The organism is Flavobacterium sp. 270 (assembly GCF_004368785.1).
Taxonomy (GTDB): domain Bacteria; phylum Bacteroidota; class Bacteroidia; order Flavobacteriales; family Flavobacteriaceae; genus Flavobacterium.
On the sequence record NZ_SODM01000005.1, the window covers coordinates 1 to 20,806 of the forward strand.

Consider the following 20,806-nt stretch of genomic DNA (forward strand, 5'->3'; position numbering starts at 1 on the left):
GGGGCTCACCTCTTCCCATCCCGAACAGAGTAGTTAAGCCCGCCTGCGCAGATGGTACTGCAGTATTGTGGGAGAGTATGTCGTCGCCTTTCTTTGAAAAACCCTATCCTAAACGGATAGGGTTTTTTGTTTTTACGAATGTTTGGATTTTTTTCTCGGGCTTATATTCATTTTTTGATTGCTTTTGATTTATTATTGAACAATTATATTAATTGGTTTTACAATATATATTATCGATATTGTTCTAAATTATCAATTGAATTAAGATGACAGAGTTAATTGCATTTATAAATACATTTCAAAAAATAGATAGCAAAACTGAAGAAGCGGTACGTGAATTTTTCAGAGAAGAAAGTTTTAAGAAAAACGATTTTATTATTGAAGAAGGTAAAGTATGTTCTAAAATATATTTCATTAAATCTGGCTTAGTTCGTAGATTCTTTTATAATGAGGGAGATGAAGTTACTAAATGGATTTATACGGATCATCAATTTATAACTTCATTGAGTAGTTTTTTTGAACAAAAGGAATCAATTGAATTGTTTCAAGCATGTGAAAAAACAACGGTTTATTCATTATCATATGCAGATGAACAAACTTTATTAGAATACCCGTTATTTGCTAAATTTCATATTAGTTTACTTAGGCTTTATCTTTCAAAGCTTAATGAATTTCATCATTTTTATAAATTAATGAATGCTAGTGAAAGATATCAGTATCTACTAGAGTCATTTCCTCAAATTGTAGCTAGAGCAAAATTAAAGCATATTGCATCGCTTATTGATGTTAGTCAAGAAACTTTAAGCAGAATTAGAGCCTCAATTATTTGACATTAAGTCAAAAGAATATATTTTCTTTTATCTAATATTTGCTTTAAATTTAAATAAGTTGAAATTGAAGTATTCGGTAATAGGAAAAGAGGCTGTTATTGGCAAAAACGTTTATATTGGAAATTTTTCTACTATAGAAGATGATGTTGTAATCGGAGAAAATACGTGGATTGGTAATAACGTGAATATTCTTAACGGCACTAGAATTGGAGAGAATTGTCAAATTCATTCAGGTGCAGTCTTGGGTGGAAATCCGCAAGATTTAAAATATAGAAACGAATACAGTTTGTTAGAAATTGGTTCTAATAATATTATTAGAGAATTTGTGACTATGAACAAAGGAACTGCTTCTAAAGGAAAAACAATTATAGGTAATAATAATTTATTTATGTCTAATGTGCATGTTGGGCATGATTGTTTAATTGGGAATAATTGTATTATCGGTTTTAGTGTTGGAATAGCTGGTGAAGTTATAGTTGAAGATTGGGTCAATATAAGTGGTTTGTCTGCTATCCATCAATTTTCTGTAATTGGCGCACATTCTATGATTAGTGGTATGAGTAAGATTGTAAAAGATATTCCTCCATACATAACCGTAGCTCGTGAACCTTTAAGATTTGTAGGTATAAATACAGTTGGTTTAAAAAGGCGTAATTTTGAGGTAAATAAGATAAATGAATTAAGGAGTATTTACCGGATTATTTTTCAGCAGAAAAGAAATACAACGCTTTCTTTAAATTATATTGAAGACCATTTTCCGCAAAGTCAGGAACGAAATCAAATTTTGAATTTTATAAGAGAATCAAAACGAGGAATTATCAAAGGATATCAAGATTGTTCGATGTCAGAATAAAATATATCCTATTTTTATTGTTTTTGAATTATTTAAGCTCTGTTTTTTTAAGATCAATCACTTTCTGTACATAATCCTTTAATTCTCTCTTACCAAGTTTAATTTTAATTAAGCCACTAGTATGATTTAGAAATAAAGCTGTGGCTATTTCTTCAGCGGTTTTTTTTTCTACAAAATGTAAACGTTCAATTTCTTTAATCAGATTATCTAAATATTCATCGTAGATTTTTGAACGTTGTAATGCTTCTTCGTCTGAATTTACTATTTTTTGGCGTTCGGATTCCTGGAGATTAATAGTTAAATATGTATTTTCTGTTAAAGATTTAGAAATTTTTTCTTGATGAACTTTTCCTGTGCCTTTACAAAGTGCACATTTTCCAGGAAGCCATTTCAATTGTTTATTGAGGCGGTTAATGTCATTCCAGTCGACATTTCCTTTTCCTAAACATCTTGGACATTCAGTATTTGGTTTTTTAAATAATCTTGTGAATATAGACATATTTTATATTTGTAACAGGAGAGATAATGTAGAGATATAGCATTCTCTAACTTTAATAACAGGATTTTTCCGGAACGAATATAAGAATTAAAACAGAAATGCAGCTAAAATCTTAAAGTGTATAACTATTTTTATTTATTTTTAAATTTTTCTAGAGTTTCGTTAATTAAATATTCAATTTCCAGAAAATTATTCGCAAGATTTACAATTGTGTTTTTCATATTTTCTTCTTCCAGATTTTTCCAGCCTTCCATTAATGTTAAAGGTCCGTGTTTTAGACTTACGTTTTCCCAATTATTTTCAAAATCTTTAAAATGTAATCTGAAGATTTCGGCAAAATTTCTGCTCGTAATAGAATAACCTTTCAGGTTTCGTAGTTTTAAAGCATGTATATTGTAATAGATTTTTCTATTGTTTAAAGTATGATCATTAACCCAAATCGAAAAAAAGATTCTCGTTTTTGCATTCAAAGGGTCTTCTAAATCATTCGTCCATTCTTTTTTATACAATTTTAGAAAAACAGAATCTAAAACAACTCCAACATTTAAAAGAATATTTTTTTCTTCAAGTATTTTAGTGTCAATCAAATTGGCAGATGCTTGAAATTTATCTAAATAAAATTGATAATCCATAATTATTGCTTTTAGAAAATGTTATTCTCAAAGTATTGTACTAAAAGTATAGAAAATAAAGTCACAAAAAAACTCCTTAATTTTTAAGGAGTTTTATGATAGAGTATAAGAGTATTTCAGAATTGAATAATAGATAATTCTTACCTAATAATTTTTAGAAATGCGCTATACACGTTATCTTTAATAGAGGTTCGCATATAATATAAATCTTCATCTTTTGTACTTAAATCAAATTTAATTAAACCAGCATCACAATAATAAAATATAGTATCATCAACAGGAAATTCAATATTAGAAATTGGTAAGGTTGTTAATTTTATTTCAAATGCAATTTCACCATTCGTTATATCTAGTTGAAAAAGTCTTCCTTTACGAGTATATCCCCAAATGTTATCACTGTCTTCAGTTATGTATTCGATATTGTCATCTTTAAAATCCCTTTTCCAAATCTGAGACCCTGTTTTTGAATCGACGGCATATACAGAAGAAACCGCATCGCCTTGTGCTGCAAAATATAATTTTTTGTCTTTACTAAAGATGCGTTCCTTAATATTGTGTTGATTATCACCTAATTTAAATTGCCATAAAATGTCAAGTTTATCAGGATTTAAGGCAAAAACTAAATCTTTTTCATTTGCTATAAATATATTTTCATCATCTGTTACAGGTTTACTGTGCATGCTTTCTTCGAAGCTCTTTTGGTTAAGAACTTTTCCTGTATTTGCATCAAAACTGTATAAATTGGATGCACTTGGCACAAAAATTTTGTTATTAAAAAAGAGTACCGGAATGTCATTATTTGGAGTATCCAGTTTGTAAGTCCATGCTAAACTACCATCTTTTATATCAAGAGCATAAATATTACTGCTTCCATTTTGATTTTGAGCAGTTATGTACAGCTTTCCACTGCTTACAATTGGAGCCTGATCTTTTAGAACAATTTGATCTGTAATGTTGCCTAATCTTGATTTCCAAAACACATCACCACTTTGATTATCTACTGCAAAAATTTCACCGTTTATAAACGGTATGTATACAACTCCATTAGATATCGTTACTTTATTGGCGCACATTTCAGTATGAGAATCTGAAGCTTTTACAGTCCAGCCAATTTGTTCAGATTCTAAATCATACGAAAAAAGCGAACCGTCGTAATCATAAATTAAAATTGATGCAGCGTCCAATGGAACTTTTTTAAGCGGCGTTACAGCTTTATTAGTGACCATGTCACTAAGCGGTAAAATTTTATTATTAGTAATGGTAGTTTTTGATGTGGCTGGTACTTGCCCAAACGTATTTATTATGGAAAATACAAATAAAAGAGTTATTAGTTTTGTTTTCATTTTTAAGATTTGGGTTTGATGATTTGATTTTTCTTTACAGCAAAAAAGTTGCCAAACAAAACAATCTATGTCAAATATAGTTAAAAATTGTTTTAGAGGATTTTAGAAGTCGTGTCCGGAGCAGGTTTTAAATATAATATGCAACATAAAAAATCCTTAATTTTTTTAAGAGCTTCTTGGTAGGTGATAAAGTGTCTAAGTTTAATGAATACATCCGCGTAAATTCTCATTTATTTTTTTTAGAATAAAAGTGCCATGAAAGAGTAACAGATATTCAAAAATTATTAATGGATAATATTTAAATTTGTATGAAACCTACCTTTGAGATAAAATAATATATAACCAAACTATTTCGATATGGATAACCTGAAAGCAGCAAGTCAGTTTTTAAGTTATTGTTGTAATTTGTCAGGAGAAGCTTTCTCTTTGTCAACAAATATGTGGAAAACAAAGACATACAACAAAGGAGAAAAATACAATAAGAGCGGACGTATTTGTAGAACTGCATCTTTTATATTAAATGGGTATTTTAGGACTTATAAAGTAGGTATTGACGGTGAGCAGAGAAATGTTTTTATACATCCTCCGGGACAAACTTTGGTTTCATTTGTAAGTTTTGTTCAGCAAATCCCTTGTGATTATGATATAGAAGCAATCACCGAAGCAGAAGTTATCAGTATAAGTTATGACGATCTTCAAGAGCTTTATAAGAGTTCGATTGAATGGGAGAAAGTTGGAAGATTATTTGCGGAGTATGCTTATAAATTGGTAGAAGATAGATTTTTGGGCTATTATGATCTTTCTCCTGAAGAAAGATATCTGAAGCTGATTAATGAAGCTCCGGAAATATTTAATGTTGTAGCGTTAAAGGATATTTCATCATTTCTGGGAATAGAATTTCAATCATTGTGCAGGATAAGAAAAAGACTTTCAAAGCGTGGAAGTTAACTTAAGTTAACTTTTTCTCAAGTGTTAATTTTTAACTTTATTAAAATTTAAACACTATGACACCAAAATCTAAAATCGTCTTCTGCCATGGAATTTGGGCAGATGGTTCATGCTTTAGCAAAGTAATTCCTGCTTTGCAAGCCGATGGACATGAAGTAATCGCAGTGCAATATGGGTTAGACTCATTTGAAGAAGATGTAGCAACTGTTATACGGACAATAAACCGTGTTGGAGGTCCTGTTATTCTTGTAGGTCATTCTTATGGCGGAGCAACTATTACAGCTGCTGCGAGTGATGAACGCGTGGTTGGTCTTGTATACATAGCTGCAGTAGCCCCTGCTGTTGGTGAAACTGTACAGGAACAACTTGATAAATACCCTTCTGATATTTTTTCACGTGTAGAAGTAGCAGACGGTCGCGCTTGGATGCTCCCATCGGGAACCGAATTTTTTGCCGGTGACATTTCCGAAGAAGAGCAAAAATTGGTATGGGCAACACATTATGCGCCGGTATATGATTTGTTTCATCAACAGAAAATTACAAAAACTCCATGGGATACTATTCCAAGCTGGTATATTTTATGTAAACAAGACCATACAGTTCATCCTGATTTGCAACGCTGGGTTTCTAAGCGTATGGGAGCAAAAGTATTCGAAATTGAAAGCAGTCACGTGCCAATGCTTTCAAAACCCGAAATTGTCATTGATGTTATACGTCAGGCGGCGGCATCAATTTAAAATAGTTTTACAGATTAGATAAGAGACCGCCTGAGAGCGGTTTTTTTCATTTATTTTAAGTATATTCTAAATAAAAAAAACTCCAAAATCATATGACTTTGGAGTTTTTGAAAATTCTGTGGGCTGACAGGGATCTCAGTCGAACACTTAATCTCTATTTTATCTTTTTTTGAAAATATAAAATGAGGTATTTGTTAATATTGTTGTTCCTGCTAACGGTTGTTTTTTAAGCTCTTTACAAACTAATCTCACCTTTATTTTTAATGTATTCATTCAGAAGGCTTTCGAAATTTTGGTACAAATGAATCCATGAAATTTCATTATTATCCATTTCTTTAGCCCGAAGTATAAGTGAATTTTCTGTAAAAACTAATAATTCTTGTTGTTTGGTTCTGAAAAAAGGAATAAGCCTTTTTGAGTTTAGGTGTTCCTCTTGTTTAAAATTTATAGCGTTTTCTTTCTCTAAGTTGTAGTAATATAGAATATCTTCAAGGTTTAGAAATGCATTACTTTCCCATTCAATTTCATCATAAAATCTACCATCATTAATTTTCTTTTCTGATATTAAAGAATTTGGAATAAAACCACCATTATATATTGAGTAAAATTTACTAATGGCATCAGGGAATTTTAAGCCTAATTTTTTTTCAGTTTGTTCTGTATTTTCTAGATTTTCAGTAATGAAAAAATAATTTCTATTTTTTAAGCTACTTAATGCTAAAATTAGTTCAGATATGTTTTTCATTAGTTTTGTGTTCTAAAGCAAATACTTGATAACTTATAAATGCCGTTTCTTTAAAAGTGGTCTATTTTTCTTTTCAAAAATATGGAGAGGACTTAAGTAAGCAAAGGTTTTACAATAGTACACAAAAACATAATACTGAGATTGATAGTTTCTACGAATTTAGATTTATTTTGAGAAAATAAAAAGTTACTCGAAGTGATTTGTAAAGTATATAAATAAAAAAAACTCCTTAATTTCTTAAGGAGTTTCTTGGTGGGCGATGAGGGGTTCGAACCCCCGACCCCCTCGGTGTAAACGAGGTGCTCTGAACCAGCTGAGCTAATCGCCCTATTTTACTAGGTTGCTATCGTTTGTGATTGCGAGTGCAAATATACGCTAGTTTTTCAGTTCTGCAAAGAAAATTGAATAAAAAATAAAACTTTTTTAAAAATAAATTATATCTCGCTGTTTATGAATTTGTTATTAAAATGATTTTTTAAAACTTTTTTATTGATTGCAGTTTCATTTATTACAAAGGGAGTTCTGCAACTACAAAAGTGCTTCCGCCAACATAAATAAAATCATTTTTTCCGGCATTTTTCTTGGCTTCTGTAAATGCGCTTACAACAGAATCGTATTTTTCTCCTTTAAGATCGTAATTCTTAGCTGCATTTTGTAAAATTTCTGTAGCTAGACCTCTCGAAGAATCTGGTCTGCAAAAATAATATTGAGCCTTTTTAGGAAAAAGAGGTAAAATCGAATCCAGATCTTTGTCATTTACAACTCCAAGAACAATGTGCAGGTTTTCAAAAGTTTCTTTCTGAATTTGATTCATAACAACCGCAAGTCCATGTTTGTTGTGTGCCGTGTCGCAGATTATTTTTGGATTTTCGCCTAATTGCTGCCATCTTCCTTGTAAGCCTGTATTTTTTACAGTATTTAATAAACCAGCTTTTAAATTTTCATCAGAAACCTTAAATTGGTTTTGGCTGTTTAAAACCGCAATGGCCTGCTGAACCATTTTCTTGTTGTGAAATTGATAATCACCAATTAAGTCAGACGGGAAAACTTCTGGAATTAAATCGGAAGCAAAATAAATCGCTGCATTTTTTTCTTCGGCTTTAGCCAAAAAAACCGGCTGTGTTTCTGCCGTATATTCGCCAATAACAACAGGAATGTTTTGTTTTATAATTCCGGCTTTCTCGCCTGCAATTGCTGCAGGAGTATTTCCTAAAAATTGAGTGTGATCTAAATCTATATTGGTAATTACCGAAACCAAAGGCGTAATAATATTTGTTGCATCAAGTCTTCCACCCAAGCCAACTTCAATTACTGCAATATCTACTTTTTCAGCAGCAAAATAATCAAATGCTAAACCAACAGACATTTCGAAAAAACTCATATCATTAGCTTCAAAAAAATCTTTATGTTTTGCGATAAATTCACAAACAAAATCTTCAGAAATTTCTTTTCCGTTTATTCTAATTCGCTCTCTAAAATCTTTTAAATGTGGCGAAGTGTATAATCCAACCTTATATCCAGATTCCTGCAGTACAGATGCCAGCATATGCGACGTAGATCCTTTGCCATTTGTTCCTGCAACATGAATACATTTTAATTGGTTTTCGGGATTGCCAAGATGTTCCGCCAGCAGTTTTATGTTGGTCAAGTCTTCTTTGTATGCCGAAGCGCCTTGAAGCTGGTACATCGGAAGCTGATTAAACATCCAGTTTGTAGTTTCTTGATAGTTCATTTATTTGGATAAAATAGTTGTTGATTGAAATAAATTTCGATTTTTGTAGTTTAATATTACAGCGAAAATTATCTTTATTGCAAATTTCAAATATTTTTTAGAATTAATTATTAAAAACCAGAATTAATATATGTTTAGTTTTATTCAAGCACAAACAGATACCATTGCAAACGCCGCTTCTAATGTGGTAATCGAAAAAATCGCACCTAATACCGAAATATCAGTTTTGGGATTTATTCTAAAAGGAGGTTTCTTCCTGATTCCAATTGCAATCCTATTATTTTACACTTTTTATGTAATTATAGAACGCTATTTATACATTAGTAAAGCATCAAAAATCGACAGTAGATTAATGCAGGATGTTGGTGATAAATTAAATTCTGGAAATATCGAATTAGCGAGAACGATTGTAGAAAGAAATGATACTGCAGCTGCAAATATTTTAAAAGAAGGTGTTTTAGTAATCGGAAGACCAATTGCAGAAATCGAATCTAATATGGACCGCGCCGCTGATATTGAAATTGGTGAAATGGAAAGACGCTTAGGTCATTTAGGACTTATTGCAGGTATTGCGCCAACATTAGGTTTTATCGGAACTATTTCTGGAGTTATTAAGATTTTCTACAGCATTTCGGTAACAGAAAATATTAGTATCGGAAACATTTCCGGAGGTTTATACGAAAAAATGATCAGCTCTGGTTCTGGATTAATTGTGGGTATTATCGCGTATAGCGCTTACCACTTATTAAACGGAAAAATTGATGATTTTGCTTTAAAAATTCAGAAACAAATATTAGAATTTGTCAATATAATTCAAAGAGCATAAGGTATGTCTATTAAAAGAAAAAGAAGATTTCATGCCGAGGTCGCGACTTCGTCTTTAAGTGATATTATGTTTTTCCTGTTGTTGTTTTTCTTAATTATCTCAACGCTGGCAAATCCTAATGTTATTAAAATGACATTGCCAAAAGCCAAAGCCAATGAAAAAACAAATAAACAGCTGATAAGTTTATCCGTTACAGAAGATAAAAAGTTTTACATCGACAAAGAACCGGTTGATTTTGAAAACCTGGAAACTTCATTAATGACTAAGATCGGAACCGATAAAGAGCAAACCGTTGTAGTTCGTATTCCGTTTAATTTGCAAGTGCAAGATTTAGTTGATGTTTTGCAAATAGGAGTAAAGAATAATTTGAAATTTGTTATTGCTACAAGTCCGAAGTAGAAAAAATTACTAGGACGTGACCATAATAAAAAAAATGGCGAAACAGTATAAGTTGATTCGCCCATTTTTTTATTTCGGTCGTCCCGATAGCTGTCGGTAGCCAGCTTCTATTCCTCACGCAACTTGTCATTTCGACTAAAGGAGAAATCGCACGCGGGATTCTACAAAGATTGAGATTAGCTGTGAGGAATTTCTAGTGAGATGCTTCATTCCTCGCAATGACAAACTAAACTAAAAAAGGCCTTCAGATTTCTGAAAGCCTTTTTATATAAGAACAGATTTAGTGTAGATCCGTGAAATTCGTGTTTTAATTCAAACTAAAATTATAAATAATTTTCCCAACTTGTTTTACAGGAGCATCATCGTCAGATTCCCATTTTGTATTCATTGCAGCAATTCTGGCTTGATCTAGCAAACATTTTGCTGTATTTGTAGTTCCTTTTATTCCGGCAGTTGCGCTAATCGTTTTTCCGTTTTGGTCAACGCTTACTTCTACAACAACTTTTCCTTCTTCGTTACAAGTGTATTTTGGTGCAGGTTTAGATAAAGCTTTTCTGTTTCCAAGAGAATAACCCGATCCACCTCCAGAACCTCCGCCACTTCCGGCTCCGTAACCGCTTCCTGTGCCAATACCATTTCCGGTTCCGTTACCGCCACCGGTCCCACCGCCAGAACCACCAGTTCCGTAATATCCGTTAGAGCCTAAACTTCCGTTTGCTTTTCCTTTATTTCCAGCTACTTTATCATCGCCGTCACCGCCTTTATTTGATCCTTTTAAAATACTAGATAAAGCATCGTTTGTAGAGTTCGAAACTTTTGGTTTTTCAGGAACAGGTTTTGTTACTGGTTTTTCAACCGGAACAGGTTTTTTAGGTTTTTCTTTTGTCGGAATAACAACATCATTATCTGTAGTTGTGTTTTCCTGTGTTATAATTGCTTCTTCAGGAGTTGATTTTACTGGAGTCGCTTTTGCGTTATTTTTTACATTCAAAACTTCGCTTTTATAATTGGCTCCAGAACCTAAATCACTGTCACCAAAATTTACAGTTACACCACCACCGCCACCGCCTGATGCAAGCGCGGCATTATTTTCCGGATTATAAGGAGGCCAAAAACGTATAAAAAACAGCAATACTAAAATTACCGCATATATAGCAGTAGAAATTAGTAAAGATTTCTTTTTATCTGAAGAAGTGGCTACGCTCATTATAATTCTAAATTTTGTAATTGTATTAAAATAAAAACGTTTAAAAGTAGTAAAAATTGTTTACAATCAAATTAGGAATTTAGGCGTAAAATGTGGCTGGTTTTTTCTCGCAGATTTAGCAGATCATGTAGATTTATTTTCTATTCAAACGAAATAAAAATCCCCTTAATCTGCTAAATCTGCGAGAAACAAAAAAAACGAACCAAATATATTTATCTGATTCGTTTTTAAGAAAAGTATAAAAAAAATTATACTAATTGTTTCAATGCAATTTCAAAAGCCGTTGCACTGATATTTGTTTTTGATGAATTTAAAGCATGAGCTTTTACAATCGCATTTTTAATGATTTCTGATGTGTCATTAAAAATTGCCTCATCTGTCATTTGAACTTTTTTCTCCATGAAATAAGCAAAAACCCTTGCCATTCCGCAGTTCGAAATAAAATCAGGAATCAAACTTACTTTATGATCTACTTCTTCCATAATAGAACCGAAGAAAATTTCTTTATCGGCAAAAGGAACATTTGCACCACAAGAAATTACTTCCAATCCGTTTGCAATTAAACTGTCAATTTGTGTTTGAGTAACCAATCTAGAAGCAGCACAGGGCGTGAAAATTTCAGCACCAATTGTCCAGATTTTTGAGTTGACTTCTTCAAATGGAATCATATTTTCGGCAACTAATTTGTTTCCGTCTTTATTTAAAAATAGTGTTTTAATTTCATCAAAAGAGAAACCTTCTTCTTTAATTAAACCTCCGTCGCGGTCAATAATTCCGATAACTTTTGCGCCCATTTCAGCTAAATAAAAAGCAGCAGCAGAACCTACGTTTCCAAAACCTTGTACGATTGCTTTTTTACCTTTTATGTCTCCGCCATACGTTGCGTAAAAATGGCGAACAGCCTCTGCAACTCCAAAACCGGTAATCATATCGGCAACGGTATATTTTCGTGTTACATCTGGTGAAAATTTAGGGTTTTCGATTACTTTAATTACACCTTGGCGCAATTGCCCAATTCTATTAATTTTATCTGCTTCTGTTGGTTTAAAATGTCCGTTAAAAACACCTTCTTGCGGATGCCAGACACCACATTCTTCTGTCATTGGGATTACTTCGTGAATTTCATCAACATTTAAATCGCCGCCAGTTCCGTAATAGCTTTTTAATAAAGGCGAAACCGCTTTGTACCAACGTTGTAAAACTCCTTTTTTGCGAGGATCATTAGGGTCAAAATTAATTCCGGATTTAGCACCGCCAATTGCCGGGCCAGAAACAGAAAACTTAACTTCCATAGTTTTTGCCAGCGACAAAACTTCATTCATATCTAATCCTTTTCTCATTCTTGTTCCACCGCCGGCAGCTCCTCCGCGAAGCGAATTAATAACCGTCCATCCTTCGGCTTCTGTTTCAGAATCTTTCCAGTTAAAAACAATTTCAGGTGCTTTATTTTCAAATTGCTGTAATAAATCTTTCATTTTGTTAAGATATGTTTAGTTTGTGTAAAAGTATGAAATAGAATAATGCGAATAATGTATTTTTCAGCAATTTTATTTTTATAAAAAAGAAAGCCGAAAACATTACGTCTTCGGCTTAAGTATATTAAGGGAAATTGAAAATTACATTCCTAATAAATTTTTCTTTAAAGTTTCGTCAACTGGTTTGTTAGAAAGCCAGATTCCGAATAAAGCTTGTTTGAAATCAAATCCGGGAATTTTTCCTTTTAGAGTTTCGTTTTTATAAACATATAAAGTTTGGTCCAGCGGATTGTAAGCCAAAATAAATACGTCTTTCTCTGTTATAGCATCACTTAAGAAAGTTTTAAATTCTTCAATTCTTGGGCGTAATTCGTTAAGATTACTTCCTGCAGATTTTTCAAAACCAGCATTCATCGCCTTTGTTAGTTTATTTGAAGAAACCATAGAAGAAGTGATTTCAATTCTAATAGCCATTTCAGTATCGCTGTCAATAATAAATTTAGGATCCTGACTTAATTGAGATAGATACAAAGCTTGTACATAAACTTCTAACCACATTTTAGATCTCCCGCCTGCACCATTAAGTTGTAATGTCTTATTTTGAAAGTCAATTTTTCTAGGAACAGTAACGCCATTTACCTCTAATTGAGTTTGGGCAGAAACCGCAGAAAATTGTAAGCTTAAAAGTAGTGTAAGTAATAGTAAAATCTTTCTCATGTTCTATCGATTATTTAATTTTTGGTCAAAATTAATGTTAATTTCTTAATAATAAGTGCTTTGTTAACATGTTTTTTTTCTTTGCATTGAGTTTTTTTTAATTCTATTGGTTTAATAATCAAATTAATAAGAGTTAGTTTACGTAGAATTACGTGCTTTAAGATTTGTTTAATCTTTTTGAAATAAAAAACGGCCGCTTTTTTTCTGATTTATGAATTTAAACCAACAATTTTATTCTTAAAAATTAAAGAAAACGTTGCAGGATTAATGCCACTTAATGTAAAAACCTATATTATTACGAAAACGTTATCGTTATTGTTGTCAATCTATTAATTTTGTATGCATGCATTGTTAATTTCGCTTTTAAAAATTATCTTTGGTAGCTTTTTTTCAGGAAATTAAGTAATTCAAAAACAAAAAAATAAACAACCACTTAACGGTTTAATTTAAAAACCGTTTAAAAAACAATAAATTATAAAACTATGGATTTCAATCTTACCGAAGAACATTTAATGATTCAGCAAGCCGCTAGAGATTTCGCTCAAAACGAGCTGCTTCCGGGTGTTATTGAGCGTGACGAAAAACAAATTTTTCCGACAGAGCAAGTAAAAAAAATGGGACAATTAGGTTTCATGGGAATGATGGTTGATCCAAAATATGGAGGAAGCGGGCTGGATGCAATTTCTTATGTAATCGCGATGGAAGAAATTTCTAAAGTTGATGCCTCTGCTTCTGTAGTAATGTCTGTAAACAATTCTTTGGTTTGCTGGGGATTACAGGAATTTGGAACTGAAGAACAAAAACAAAAATATTTGCCAGGTTTGGCGTCTGGTGAAATTCACGGAGCATTTTGTTTAAGTGAGCCGGAAGCGGGAAGTGATGCAACTTCGCAAAAAACTACTGCAATTGATATGGGCGACCATTATCTGGTAAACGGAACAAAAAACTGGATTACAAACGGGAATACCGCTTCTGTATATTTAGTAATTGCACAAACGCACCCAGAATTAAAACATAAAGGAATCAATGCATTGATTATGACCAAAGATATGCCTGGTTTTTCTATTGGTCCAAAAGAACAAAAAATGGGAATTCGCGGTTCAGATACACATTCATTAATGTTTTCTGATGTAAAAGTTCCTAAAGAAAACAGAATTGGAGAAGATGGTTTTGGGTTTAAATTTGCGATGAAAACTTTAGCCGGAGGCCGTATTGGTATTGCTTCTCAGGCTTTAGGAATTGCTTCTGGTGCTTACGAACTTGCTTTGAAATATTCTAAAGAACGTAAAGCTTTTGGAACTGAAATCTGCAACCATCAGGCAATTGCTTTTAAATTAGCAGATATGGCGGTAAATATTGAAGCAGCACGTCATTTATGTATGAAAGCAGCTTGGGATAAAGACCAGCACAAAAATTATGATGTTTCTGGCGCAATGGCAAAATTATTTGCTTCGCAAGTTGCAATGGACACTGCGGTTGAAGCGGTTCAGATTCACGGAGGAAATGGTTATGTAAAAGAATATCATGTAGAGCGTTTTATGCGTGATGCTAAGATTACTCAGATTTATGAAGGAACTTCAGAAATTCAGAAAATTGTAATTTCGAGATCTGTTATCGCAGGATAATTTTTCAATAAAAAATAAATACTAAAAAACCCTTTTGAAGTTTAAGCTTCGAAAGGGTTTTGTTTTTAAGAAGATAATTTAATTACATTTACAGCATCTGAATTATCAATTATGTACGACGAATTAAAATATTGGTATTTGCGCGATCACAAATTGTTCCGGACTTTAAGCTTCGGACAAATCAAGCAATTGTGCATTATTACAGGTTTTAAAAAAGCATCAAAAGGCGAAATTATTTATTTCTCTTCTTCAGATGTGCCTCGTATTTTTTTACTTAAAAAAGGAAATATCAAAATTGTCGCTGTCGATGAAGACGGAAACGAAACTATAAAAGACATTATTCAGAAAGGTGATTTGTTTGGCGAATTAACTTTAGAAAAAGACGATAAAGCCAACGAATATGCAAAAGTATTGTCTGACGATGTTGCAATCTGCAGTTTTTTAATGTCTGATTTTGAAGACTTATTATTAAGAAATCCAACATTGGCACTTTCGTACACGAAGTTTGTGGGTTTAAAAATGAAACGTATTAAAAACAGTTACGCCAATTTAATTTCTAAAGATGCCAAGACAAGATTGTACCAATTTCTAAAAGATTGGGCGGAACAAGAAGGAGTAAGAAATGGAAATTCTGTTGCGATCGAAAATTATTTGACCCAAAACGATATCGCCCAGATTATTTGTACCTCAAGACAAACCGCGACGCAATTACTGAATGAGATGGAAACGAACAATCTTTTAAGTTACGCCAGAAAAGAAATTATCATTCCGGATATTACCAAATTATAACTATTTTACCTGAAGTGTAAGTTAGCCGACAAATTGTTTTTTCATATCAAAGTAGTTTTACATCATCATAAAAGATGAAAAACTACAACTATGAAAAAATTACTTTTTATGCTGTTTGCGACAACAAGTATTGTTGCAAATGCTCAAAATGCAGTTCCCAAATCTGCAACTGATATTGCTCCTTTATTGATAGGAGAGAAAATTCCGAATTCGATTTTAAAATCATCTGAAGACAAAGCCGTAAATGTTTCTGATTTAATCAAGAAAAAGAAAACTGTTTTGGTTTTTTACCGTGGCGGCTGGTGTCCTTATTGTAATCTGCATTTGTCTGCTTTGGCTGAAGCCGAAAAACAAATTCTGGATTTAGGTTATCAGGTAATTGCAGTAAGTCCAGATGCTCCTGAAAATTTAAAAATTACCGAAGAAAAGGATAAAGTAAAATACACTTTACTTTCTGACTCAAAAGGAGAATTTATTAAAGCCTTCGGAATTGCTTTTGAAGCTCCAGAAAACTATAAATCAGTTATTAACGTACATTCAAAAGGAGCAAATACTAATTTTTTACCGGTTCCTTCTGTTTTTGTAGTAAATACTGATGGTGACATTCTGTTTGAATATATTTCGCCAGATTTTAAACATCGTATAACTGCTGAATTATTAGTTTCAGTATTAAAAAACTTAAATTAAAAGAAGATGAAAAAGTTAGTTTTAATATTATTTGTTTTAGTATCAACAGTTTCATTTGCTCAAAATGATGCTAAAAGAATTGCTCAGTATAATTTAGAAAATAAAACTGCAATTCAAGGTTATGATCCGGTAGCTTATTTTAAACAAAATAAAGCCATAAAAGGAAAAAATGATTTTACGGCTTCTTATATGGGAGTTGTTTATAAATTTTCATCAGCAGCAAACAAAGATCTTTTCGTAAAAAATCCTGCTGCTTATGAACCGCAATTTGGTGGCTGGTGTGCTTATGCAATGGGAAGCGCCGGAGAAAAAGTAGAAATAAACCCGGAAACGTTTAAAATTGTGGATGGAAAACTCTATTTGTTTTACAATGCTTTTTTTAATAATACATTAAAAAGTTGGAACAAAGACGAAGCCAATTTAAAAGCAAAAGCTGAAGTAAACTGGAAAAAAATATATAAATAAAAGGTTATGAAGACAACACAAATAACCTGGGTTTTGCGAATAATTGCTTCGGTAATTTTACTGCAGACATTGTATTTTAAGTTTACCGGCGCGCCCGAAAGTGTTTATGTTTTTTCGGCTTTGGGTGCTGAACCTTATGGAAGAATTGGTTCTGGAATTGCAGAATTGATCGTAGTTATTTTGATTTTAATTCCTAAAACAACGTGGCTTGGAGCTTTAGGCGGAGTGGGCGTGATGACTGGCGCTGTTCTTTCGCATTTATTTGTTTTAGGAATTGAAGTTGAAAATGACGGAGGATTACTTTTTGCCCTCGCTTTGATTACTTTATTATGCTGTTTGATATTACTTTATCTGAATCGAAATATAATTATTAACCTTCTAAAAACGAAATAACCATGTTGATAAAAGCAATTAATCACAGTTTAGATGAGTTAACAAATTTGTTAGATCAATTATCTAATCAATCCTACTCTCATTCTTGCGAAGCATTAAGCAATTCGAGTATTGGCGCGCATACACGTCATATTCTTGAAATGTTTCAATGTCTTGAAAATAGTTACGATTCTGGAGTTTTAAATTATGATAACCGCGAACGTAATAAACAAATTGAAACCGAAACAGAATTTGCAAAACAATTTATTTCGGCCGTAAAATCGGGATTAAAAAGAGAAAATAAAATAATCTATTTAGAACAGATGATTGACGGACTTACTTTTAGAATTCAAAGTAATTATTACAGAGAACTCTTGTATAATTTAGAACACTGTATTCATCATCAGGCATTAATAAAAGTGGCTGTTTTACAATATGATACCATTTTATTAAATGAAAATTTTGGTGTTGCACGTTCCACAATAGAATATAGAAACCAATGTGTACAGTAAGTTTTATAAATAGCAATGAAACCGTAATAATTACGTCCAATCGAGATGAGAAAGTATTACGCCCAAGTGCAATTCCGCCTAAAAGTTATACCTGCAATGGTAAAAATATCATGTATCCAAAAGACCCAAAAGCTGGCGGAACCTGGTTTGTTGTTGATGCAAACGGAACTGTTTTGGTTCTTTTGAATGGCGGAATCGTAAAACATGAACATCAGTTTTTGTATAGAAAAAGCCGCGGGTTAATTGCTTTAGATATTATTTGCAGTGCTTCTCCAAAAGATTTTTGGCACGAGATAAACCTCGAAGATATTGAGCCTTTTACTTTGGTTTTATATCAGGATAAAAAACTGTATGAACTTATTTGGGATGGCTTGATCAAAAGAGCCTCCCAATTAGACGAAACCAAAAATCATATTTGGTCGTCTGTAACCTTGTATCCGGAAGAAATTAGGAAAAAACGATCGAGTTGGTTTGCTAATTTTCTAAAAGACAAAAACGAAATTACAGCTTTGGATATGCTGGGTTTTCATAAAAATACCGAAGGAGATGATTCTGAAAACGGCTTAATCATCAACAGAGAAAATACTTTGAAAACATTAAGTATTACCCAAGTCATTGTATCGCAGAATAAAAGTATCATTGATTATCATGATTTAGTTACCGCCAAGGAGTTTTCTACCGCTTTTATTAGTATTTAATACCGTATAAAATGAAACTATTTTTTCACAAAATCGCAAATTGGGAGTATTGGCCTTTTCAGGTTTTATACATCCCGATTTATTTTCTTTGGGCCTATTATGCCATCAAAGCAAGATCAATATTTTTCTTTAATGCATCAAATCCGAAAATTAAAAACGGAGGATTTTTGATGGAAAGCAAAAAACAGATTTACGATTTGCTTCCCAAACAATATTATCCCAAAACCATTTTAATAAAAGAAAATAGTCCGCTAAAGAAAATCATTCACGAAGTGGTCGAAAAAGGAATTTATTTTCCATTAATAGCAAAACCGGATATTGGATTACGTGGTTCTGGAGTAAAAAAAATCCACACCGTTTCTGAGCTTACTAATTATATGGAAAAAGCCAATTTCGATTTTCTTTTGCAAGATCTGATTTCGTTTAAAAATGAAGTCGGCATTTTTTACGTTCGACATCCAAACGAAAAAGAAGGCAGAATAACTGGAATTGTTTCCAAAGAATTTCTAATTGTTATTGGAGATGGTGTTTCTACAATTGAAAACTTAATTCGTAAAACACCAAGATTCAAATTACAACTCGAAGCCTTGCAAGAAGAATATGGAGATTTATTGTATCAAATAGTTCCAAAAGGCGAAGAAGTAAATTTAGTTCCGTTTGGAAATCATGCGCGCGGTGCAAAATTTATAGACGGAAGTCATTGGATTACGCCAAAACTAACAGAAACCATTAATAAAATTTGCACACAAATTCCAGAGTTTTACTTCGGAAGATTTGATATTATGTACAACTCTTTTGAAGAATTAGAGCGAGGAGAAAATTTTCAGATTGTAGAATTAAATGGCGCAGCGAGTGAACCAACACATATTTACGATCCCAAACATTCTATTTGGTTTGCTTGGAAAGAGCTGGCGCGACACATTACGTATATGTACGAAATAAGTGTTGCCAACCATAAAAGAGGATTTCCTTATTTAGATTATAAAGTAGGTATAAATCAATACCGTTTGCATTTGACTCAAAACAATAAAATTCTAAATTTTTAGAAATGCTTAAAAAAGCCCAAAACATATCGGTCGGATTTCTGGTGAGTTTTATTGGATCAATTCCTTTGGGATATCTCAATTTAGCCGGCTTAGAAATTTATACAAAATCGGGACTTCATAATTTAGTTTTCTTTTTGTTTGGAGTTATTTTTGTAGAAACCTTCGTGATTTATTTCACGCTTCTTTTTGCAAAACAATTAGTGAAAAATAAAAAGCTGATGAAAATTATTGATTTTTTCGCCGTCATTTTTATGTTTGTTTTGGCCTATTTCTTTTATTCAAATGCAACTTCAACTTCAGGATTGAGCAGTAATTTAAATTCTTATTTAATGTATTCGCCATTTGTAATCGGCGTAATTTTAAACTGTTTTAATTTTTTGCAATTGCCATTTTGGACCAGTTGGAATCTTTATTTGGTTAATTCAAAATACATTACGACCGAAAAAAAGTTAAAATATTATTATATTGCAGGAACTTTGATTGGTGTTTTTTTAGGAATGCTAAGTTTGATTGTAACATTACAGCATATTTTTCAAAGAACTAATCAATTTTCTGAGTATATAATGCCTGTATTTATTCCGCTCTTTTTTGTTTTATTAGGAAGTATTCAGGTATTCAAAGTGTATAAAAAATATTTTAAATCAACTGCTTTAGAGTTTTAGCTTTGAAGCTAAAATTCTATCTATGAAAAAACTTTACTTCTTTCTTCCTTTCCTTTTATTAGCTTGTAAATCAAATATAGCGACAGTAAGCGAAAAAGCTTCACAATCAGATAAACCGGTTGAGATTACGTATAAAGTAGAACAATCAGACGTTTCAGATTTTTTAAAATATCTTTCTTCGGATGAATTAGAAGGACGTGAAACCGGAACTAAAGGAATTGAAAAAGCGGCTGTTTTTCTAGAAGATTTTTTAAAGAAAAACAATGTAAAACCTTATTTTGCTACTTATCGCGATACATTGACCAATTTTAAAACTCCTGCTTACAATATTGTCGGTGTTATAGAAGGAACAGATCCCGAACTTAAAAAGGAATTTGTGGTGCTAAGTGCACATTACGATCACATTGGTTTATTAAAAAATAAACAGGCAGACGTTATTAATAACGGTGCCAATGATGATGCTTCTGGCGTAACGGCTGTTGCACAAATGGCAAAATATTTCATCGAAACAAAATCGAACAAACGCAGTATTCTTGTTGTGTTTTTTGCCGGAGAAGAAAAAGGATTGTTAGGATCTAAAAGTCTGGTTCAGAAACTTAAAAAACAAGATTTTAATTTATACGCGCAACTCAATATTGAAATGATCGGCGTACCGATGAAAAGAGATTATTTAGCGTACATAACAGGTTTTGACAAATCGAATATGGCTGAAAAAATAAACGAATACACCGGTAAAAAAACAATTGGCTTTTTACCAAAAGAAGCCGAATATGAATTATTTTACAGATCTGATAATTATTCATTTTACGATGTTTTCAAAAAACCGTGTCAGTCCATAAGTACTTTTGACTTTGAAAATTTTGATTTTTACCATCATCCTTCAGACGAATTTAAAGTAATGGATATCCCGCACATGACTTCTTTTATACAAGAATTTCTGCCGGCTGTAACTCAAATTGCAAGTTCTAAAACACAGGAAATTACCATGAAATAATACACACTCGTTT

24 protein-coding genes, 1 tRNA gene and 1 rRNA gene are annotated in these 20,806 nt (G+C 32.2%); 17 read left to right on the top strand and 9 right to left on the bottom strand.

What is annotated here, in order from left to right; all coding sequences use genetic code 11:
• From rrf to lpxA, 3 genes are all read left to right on the top strand, one after another.
• Nucleotides 1–92, top strand: a 5S ribosomal RNA gene (rrf, locus tag EV144_RS17160); the annotation flags it as partial.
• A gap of 174 nt (nt 93–266) precedes the next feature.
• Entirely contained in the window at nt 267–830 is a 564-nt protein-coding gene (locus EV144_RS17165) for a Crp/Fnr family transcriptional regulator (RefSeq protein WP_134150411.1), read from the top strand.
• Between the two features lie 64 nt (nt 831–894).
• Nucleotides 895–1,683, top strand: a complete 789-nt coding sequence (gene lpxA, locus EV144_RS17170) for an acyl-ACP--UDP-N-acetylglucosamine O-acyltransferase (protein ID WP_134150412.1) — start codon at nt 895–897, stop codon at nt 1,681–1,683.
• Between the two features lie 28 nt (nt 1,684–1,711).
• On the opposite strand, the gene EV144_RS17175 is transcribed toward lpxA, so the two are convergent.
• The 3 genes from EV144_RS17175 to EV144_RS17185 all read right to left on the bottom strand — a co-directional run bounded on the left by EV144_RS17175 (nt 1,712) and on the right by EV144_RS17185 (nt 4,157).
• On the bottom strand, nt 1,712–2,182 hold the full coding sequence (locus tag EV144_RS17175; RefSeq protein WP_134150413.1) for a hypothetical protein: 471 nt from the start codon (nt 2,180–2,182) through the stop codon (nt 1,712–1,714).
• A gap of 131 nt (nt 2,183–2,313) precedes the next feature.
• Nucleotides 2,314–2,814, bottom strand: a complete 501-nt coding sequence (locus EV144_RS17180) for a hypothetical protein (RefSeq protein ID WP_134150414.1) — start codon at nt 2,812–2,814, stop codon at nt 2,314–2,316.
• Between the two features lie 140 nt (nt 2,815–2,954).
• On the bottom strand, nt 2,955–4,157 hold the full coding sequence (locus EV144_RS17185; protein ID WP_134150415.1) for a PQQ-binding-like beta-propeller repeat protein: 1,203 nt from the start codon (nt 4,155–4,157) through the stop codon (nt 2,955–2,957).
• 357 nt (nt 4,158–4,514) lie between these two features.
• Between EV144_RS17185 and EV144_RS17190 the strand changes: the two genes are divergently transcribed.
• Both EV144_RS17190 and EV144_RS17195 read left to right on the top strand, forming a co-directional pair.
• A complete protein-coding gene (locus EV144_RS17190; RefSeq protein WP_134150416.1) occupies nt 4,515–5,105 on the top strand; it encodes a Crp/Fnr family transcriptional regulator in 591 nt (196 codons plus the stop codon).
• A 56-nt stretch (nt 5,106–5,161) separates the two neighbouring features.
• Nucleotides 5,162–5,842 carry an alpha/beta fold hydrolase gene (locus tag EV144_RS17195; protein WP_134150417.1) on the top strand — a complete coding sequence of 227 codons (681 nt, stop codon included), beginning with the start codon at nt 5,162–5,164 and terminating at the stop codon, nt 5,840–5,842.
• 235 nt (nt 5,843–6,077) lie between these two features.
• Here EV144_RS17195 and EV144_RS17200 read toward each other — a convergent pair whose 3' ends face one another.
• The 3 genes from EV144_RS17200 to EV144_RS17210 all read right to left on the bottom strand — a co-directional run bounded on the left by EV144_RS17200 (nt 6,078) and on the right by EV144_RS17210 (nt 8,319).
• On the bottom strand, nt 6,078–6,587 hold the full coding sequence (locus EV144_RS17200; protein ID WP_134150418.1) for an SMI1/KNR4 family protein: 510 nt from the start codon (nt 6,585–6,587) through the stop codon (nt 6,078–6,080).
• 250 nt (nt 6,588–6,837) lie between these two features.
• Nucleotides 6,838–6,915: transfer RNA gene (locus EV144_RS17205), tRNA-Val, on the bottom strand.
• 180 nt (nt 6,916–7,095) lie between these two features.
• Entirely contained in the window at nt 7,096–8,319 is a 1,224-nt protein-coding gene (locus tag EV144_RS17210; RefSeq protein WP_134150419.1) for a bifunctional folylpolyglutamate synthase/dihydrofolate synthase, read from the bottom strand.
• 130 nt (nt 8,320–8,449) lie between these two features.
• Between EV144_RS17210 and EV144_RS17215 the strand changes: the two genes are divergently transcribed.
• Complete coding sequence (locus EV144_RS17215; RefSeq protein ID WP_134150420.1) at nt 8,450–9,145, top strand: MotA/TolQ/ExbB proton channel family protein; 696 nt, start codon at nt 8,450–8,452, stop codon at nt 9,143–9,145.
• Nucleotides 9,146–9,148: 3 nt separating this feature from the next.
• Nucleotides 9,149–9,544 carry an ExbD/TolR family protein gene (locus tag EV144_RS17220; protein WP_134150421.1) on the top strand — a complete coding sequence of 132 codons (396 nt, stop codon included), beginning with the start codon at nt 9,149–9,151 and terminating at the stop codon, nt 9,542–9,544.
• A gap of 307 nt (nt 9,545–9,851) precedes the next feature.
• On the opposite strand, the gene EV144_RS17225 is transcribed toward EV144_RS17220, so the two are convergent.
• The 3 genes from EV144_RS17225 to EV144_RS17235 all read right to left on the bottom strand — a co-directional run bounded on the left by EV144_RS17225 (nt 9,852) and on the right by EV144_RS17235 (nt 12,943).
• Nucleotides 9,852–10,751, bottom strand: coding sequence for an energy transducer TonB (locus tag EV144_RS17225; protein ID WP_134150422.1), 900 nt, complete (start codon nt 10,749–10,751; stop codon nt 9,852–9,854).
• 248 nt (nt 10,752–10,999) lie between these two features.
• On the bottom strand, nt 11,000–12,226 hold the full coding sequence (locus tag EV144_RS17230; RefSeq protein WP_134150423.1) for a Glu/Leu/Phe/Val dehydrogenase dimerization domain-containing protein: 1,227 nt from the start codon (nt 12,224–12,226) through the stop codon (nt 11,000–11,002).
• A gap of 141 nt (nt 12,227–12,367) precedes the next feature.
• Nucleotides 12,368–12,943: a chalcone isomerase family protein gene (locus EV144_RS17235; protein WP_134150424.1), complete on the bottom strand. Its 576-nt coding sequence runs from the start codon at nt 12,941–12,943 to the stop codon at nt 12,368–12,370.
• A 482-nt stretch (nt 12,944–13,425) separates the two neighbouring features.
• Between EV144_RS17235 and EV144_RS17240 the strand changes: the two genes are divergently transcribed.
• The 10 genes from EV144_RS17240 to EV144_RS17285 all read left to right on the top strand — a co-directional run bounded on the left by EV144_RS17240 (nt 13,426) and on the right by EV144_RS17285 (nt 20,793).
• The gene (locus EV144_RS17240) at nt 13,426–14,568 is read left to right on the top strand and encodes an acyl-CoA dehydrogenase (protein WP_041516214.1); all 1,143 of its coding nucleotides are present in this window, start codon (nt 13,426–13,428) and stop codon (nt 14,566–14,568) included.
• A gap of 111 nt (nt 14,569–14,679) precedes the next feature.
• Nucleotides 14,680–15,357 (top strand): Crp/Fnr family transcriptional regulator, encoded by a 678-nt coding sequence (locus EV144_RS17245; RefSeq protein ID WP_134150425.1) that lies wholly within the window; start codon nt 14,680–14,682, stop codon nt 15,355–15,357.
• Nucleotides 15,358–15,447: 90 nt separating this feature from the next.
• Nucleotides 15,448–16,044, top strand: a complete 597-nt coding sequence (locus EV144_RS17250) for a peroxiredoxin-like family protein (RefSeq protein WP_134150426.1) — start codon at nt 15,448–15,450, stop codon at nt 16,042–16,044.
• A 6-nt stretch (nt 16,045–16,050) separates the two neighbouring features.
• On the top strand, nt 16,051–16,509 hold the full coding sequence (locus EV144_RS17255; protein ID WP_134150427.1) for a YHS domain-containing (seleno)protein: 459 nt from the start codon (nt 16,051–16,053) through the stop codon (nt 16,507–16,509).
• A 6-nt stretch (nt 16,510–16,515) separates the two neighbouring features.
• Nucleotides 16,516–16,902 (top strand): DoxX family protein, encoded by a 387-nt coding sequence (locus EV144_RS17260; RefSeq protein ID WP_134150428.1) that lies wholly within the window; start codon nt 16,516–16,518, stop codon nt 16,900–16,902.
• 2 nt (nt 16,903–16,904) lie between these two features.
• Nucleotides 16,905–17,393 (top strand): DinB family protein, encoded by a 489-nt coding sequence (locus EV144_RS17265; protein ID WP_134150429.1) that lies wholly within the window; start codon nt 16,905–16,907, stop codon nt 17,391–17,393.
• Nucleotides 17,381–18,091, top strand: coding sequence for an NRDE family protein (locus tag EV144_RS17270; RefSeq protein WP_134150430.1), 711 nt, complete (start codon nt 17,381–17,383; stop codon nt 18,089–18,091). The genes EV144_RS17265 and EV144_RS17270 overlap by 13 nt, the downstream gene beginning before the upstream one ends.
• Nucleotides 18,092–18,102: 11 nt before the next feature.
• A complete protein-coding gene (locus EV144_RS17275; RefSeq protein WP_134150431.1) occupies nt 18,103–19,137 on the top strand; it encodes a D-alanine--D-alanine ligase in 1,035 nt (344 codons plus the stop codon).
• 2 nt (nt 19,138–19,139) lie between these two features.
• On the top strand, nt 19,140–19,799 hold the full coding sequence (locus EV144_RS17280; protein ID WP_134150432.1) for a hypothetical protein: 660 nt from the start codon (nt 19,140–19,142) through the stop codon (nt 19,797–19,799).
• Nucleotides 19,800–19,821: 22 nt separating this feature from the next.
• Nucleotides 19,822–20,793, top strand: coding sequence for a M20/M25/M40 family metallo-hydrolase (locus EV144_RS17285; protein WP_134150433.1), 972 nt, complete (start codon nt 19,822–19,824; stop codon nt 20,791–20,793).
• Nucleotides 20,794–20,806: the final 13 nt, after the last annotated feature.

Bases quoted from the DNA above. Each gene is read 5' to 3' on its own strand.
- EV144_RS17275 (WP_134150431.1), top strand. From the start codon at position 18,103: ATGAAACTATTTTTTCACAAAATCGCAAATTGGGAGTATTGGCCTTTT.
- EV144_RS17185 (WP_134150415.1), bottom strand. From the start codon at position 4,157: ATGAAAACAAAACTAATAACTCTTTTATTTGTATTTTCCATAATAAAT.
- EV144_RS17245 (WP_134150425.1), top strand. From the start codon at position 14,680: ATGTACGACGAATTAAAATATTGGTATTTGCGCGATCACAAATTGTTC.
- EV144_RS17230 (WP_134150423.1), bottom strand. From the start codon at position 12,226: ATGAAAGATTTATTACAGCAATTTGAAAATAAAGCACCTGAAATTGTT.
- EV144_RS17285 (WP_134150433.1), top strand. From the start codon at position 19,822: ATGAAAAAACTTTACTTCTTTCTTCCTTTCCTTTTATTAGCTTGTAAA.
- EV144_RS17190 (WP_134150416.1), top strand. From the start codon at position 4,515: ATGGATAACCTGAAAGCAGCAAGTCAGTTTTTAAGTTATTGTTGTAAT.
- EV144_RS17175 (WP_134150413.1), bottom strand. From the start codon at position 2,182: ATGTCTATATTCACAAGATTATTTAAAAAACCAAATACTGAATGTCCA.
- EV144_RS17200 (WP_134150418.1), bottom strand. From the start codon at position 6,587: ATGAAAAACATATCTGAACTAATTTTAGCATTAAGTAGCTTAAAAAAT.
- EV144_RS17220 (WP_134150421.1), top strand. From the start codon at position 9,149: ATGTCTATTAAAAGAAAAAGAAGATTTCATGCCGAGGTCGCGACTTCG.
- EV144_RS17265 (WP_134150429.1), top strand. From the start codon at position 16,905: ATGTTGATAAAAGCAATTAATCACAGTTTAGATGAGTTAACAAATTTG.
- EV144_RS17260 (WP_134150428.1), top strand. From the start codon at position 16,516: ATGAAGACAACACAAATAACCTGGGTTTTGCGAATAATTGCTTCGGTA.
- EV144_RS17240 (WP_041516214.1), top strand. From the start codon at position 13,426: ATGGATTTCAATCTTACCGAAGAACATTTAATGATTCAGCAAGCCGCT.
- EV144_RS17280 (WP_134150432.1), top strand. From the start codon at position 19,140: ATGCTTAAAAAAGCCCAAAACATATCGGTCGGATTTCTGGTGAGTTTT.
- EV144_RS17225 (WP_134150422.1), bottom strand. From the start codon at position 10,751: ATGAGCGTAGCCACTTCTTCAGATAAAAAGAAATCTTTACTAATTTCT.
- EV144_RS17270 (WP_134150430.1), top strand. From the start codon at position 17,381: ATGTGTACAGTAAGTTTTATAAATAGCAATGAAACCGTAATAATTACG.
- EV144_RS17215 (WP_134150420.1), top strand. From the start codon at position 8,450: ATGTTTAGTTTTATTCAAGCACAAACAGATACCATTGCAAACGCCGCT.
- EV144_RS17235 (WP_134150424.1), bottom strand. From the start codon at position 12,943: ATGAGAAAGATTTTACTATTACTTACACTACTTTTAAGCTTACAATTT.
- EV144_RS17250 (WP_134150426.1), top strand. From the start codon at position 15,448: ATGAAAAAATTACTTTTTATGCTGTTTGCGACAACAAGTATTGTTGCA.
- EV144_RS17165 (WP_134150411.1), top strand. From the start codon at position 267: ATGACAGAGTTAATTGCATTTATAAATACATTTCAAAAAATAGATAGC.
- EV144_RS17255 (WP_134150427.1), top strand. From the start codon at position 16,051: ATGAAAAAGTTAGTTTTAATATTATTTGTTTTAGTATCAACAGTTTCA.
- EV144_RS17210 (WP_134150419.1), bottom strand. From the start codon at position 8,319: ATGAACTATCAAGAAACTACAAACTGGATGTTTAATCAGCTTCCGATG.
- EV144_RS17195 (WP_134150417.1), top strand. From the start codon at position 5,162: ATGACACCAAAATCTAAAATCGTCTTCTGCCATGGAATTTGGGCAGAT.
- EV144_RS17180 (WP_134150414.1), bottom strand. From the start codon at position 2,814: ATGGATTATCAATTTTATTTAGATAAATTTCAAGCATCTGCCAATTTG.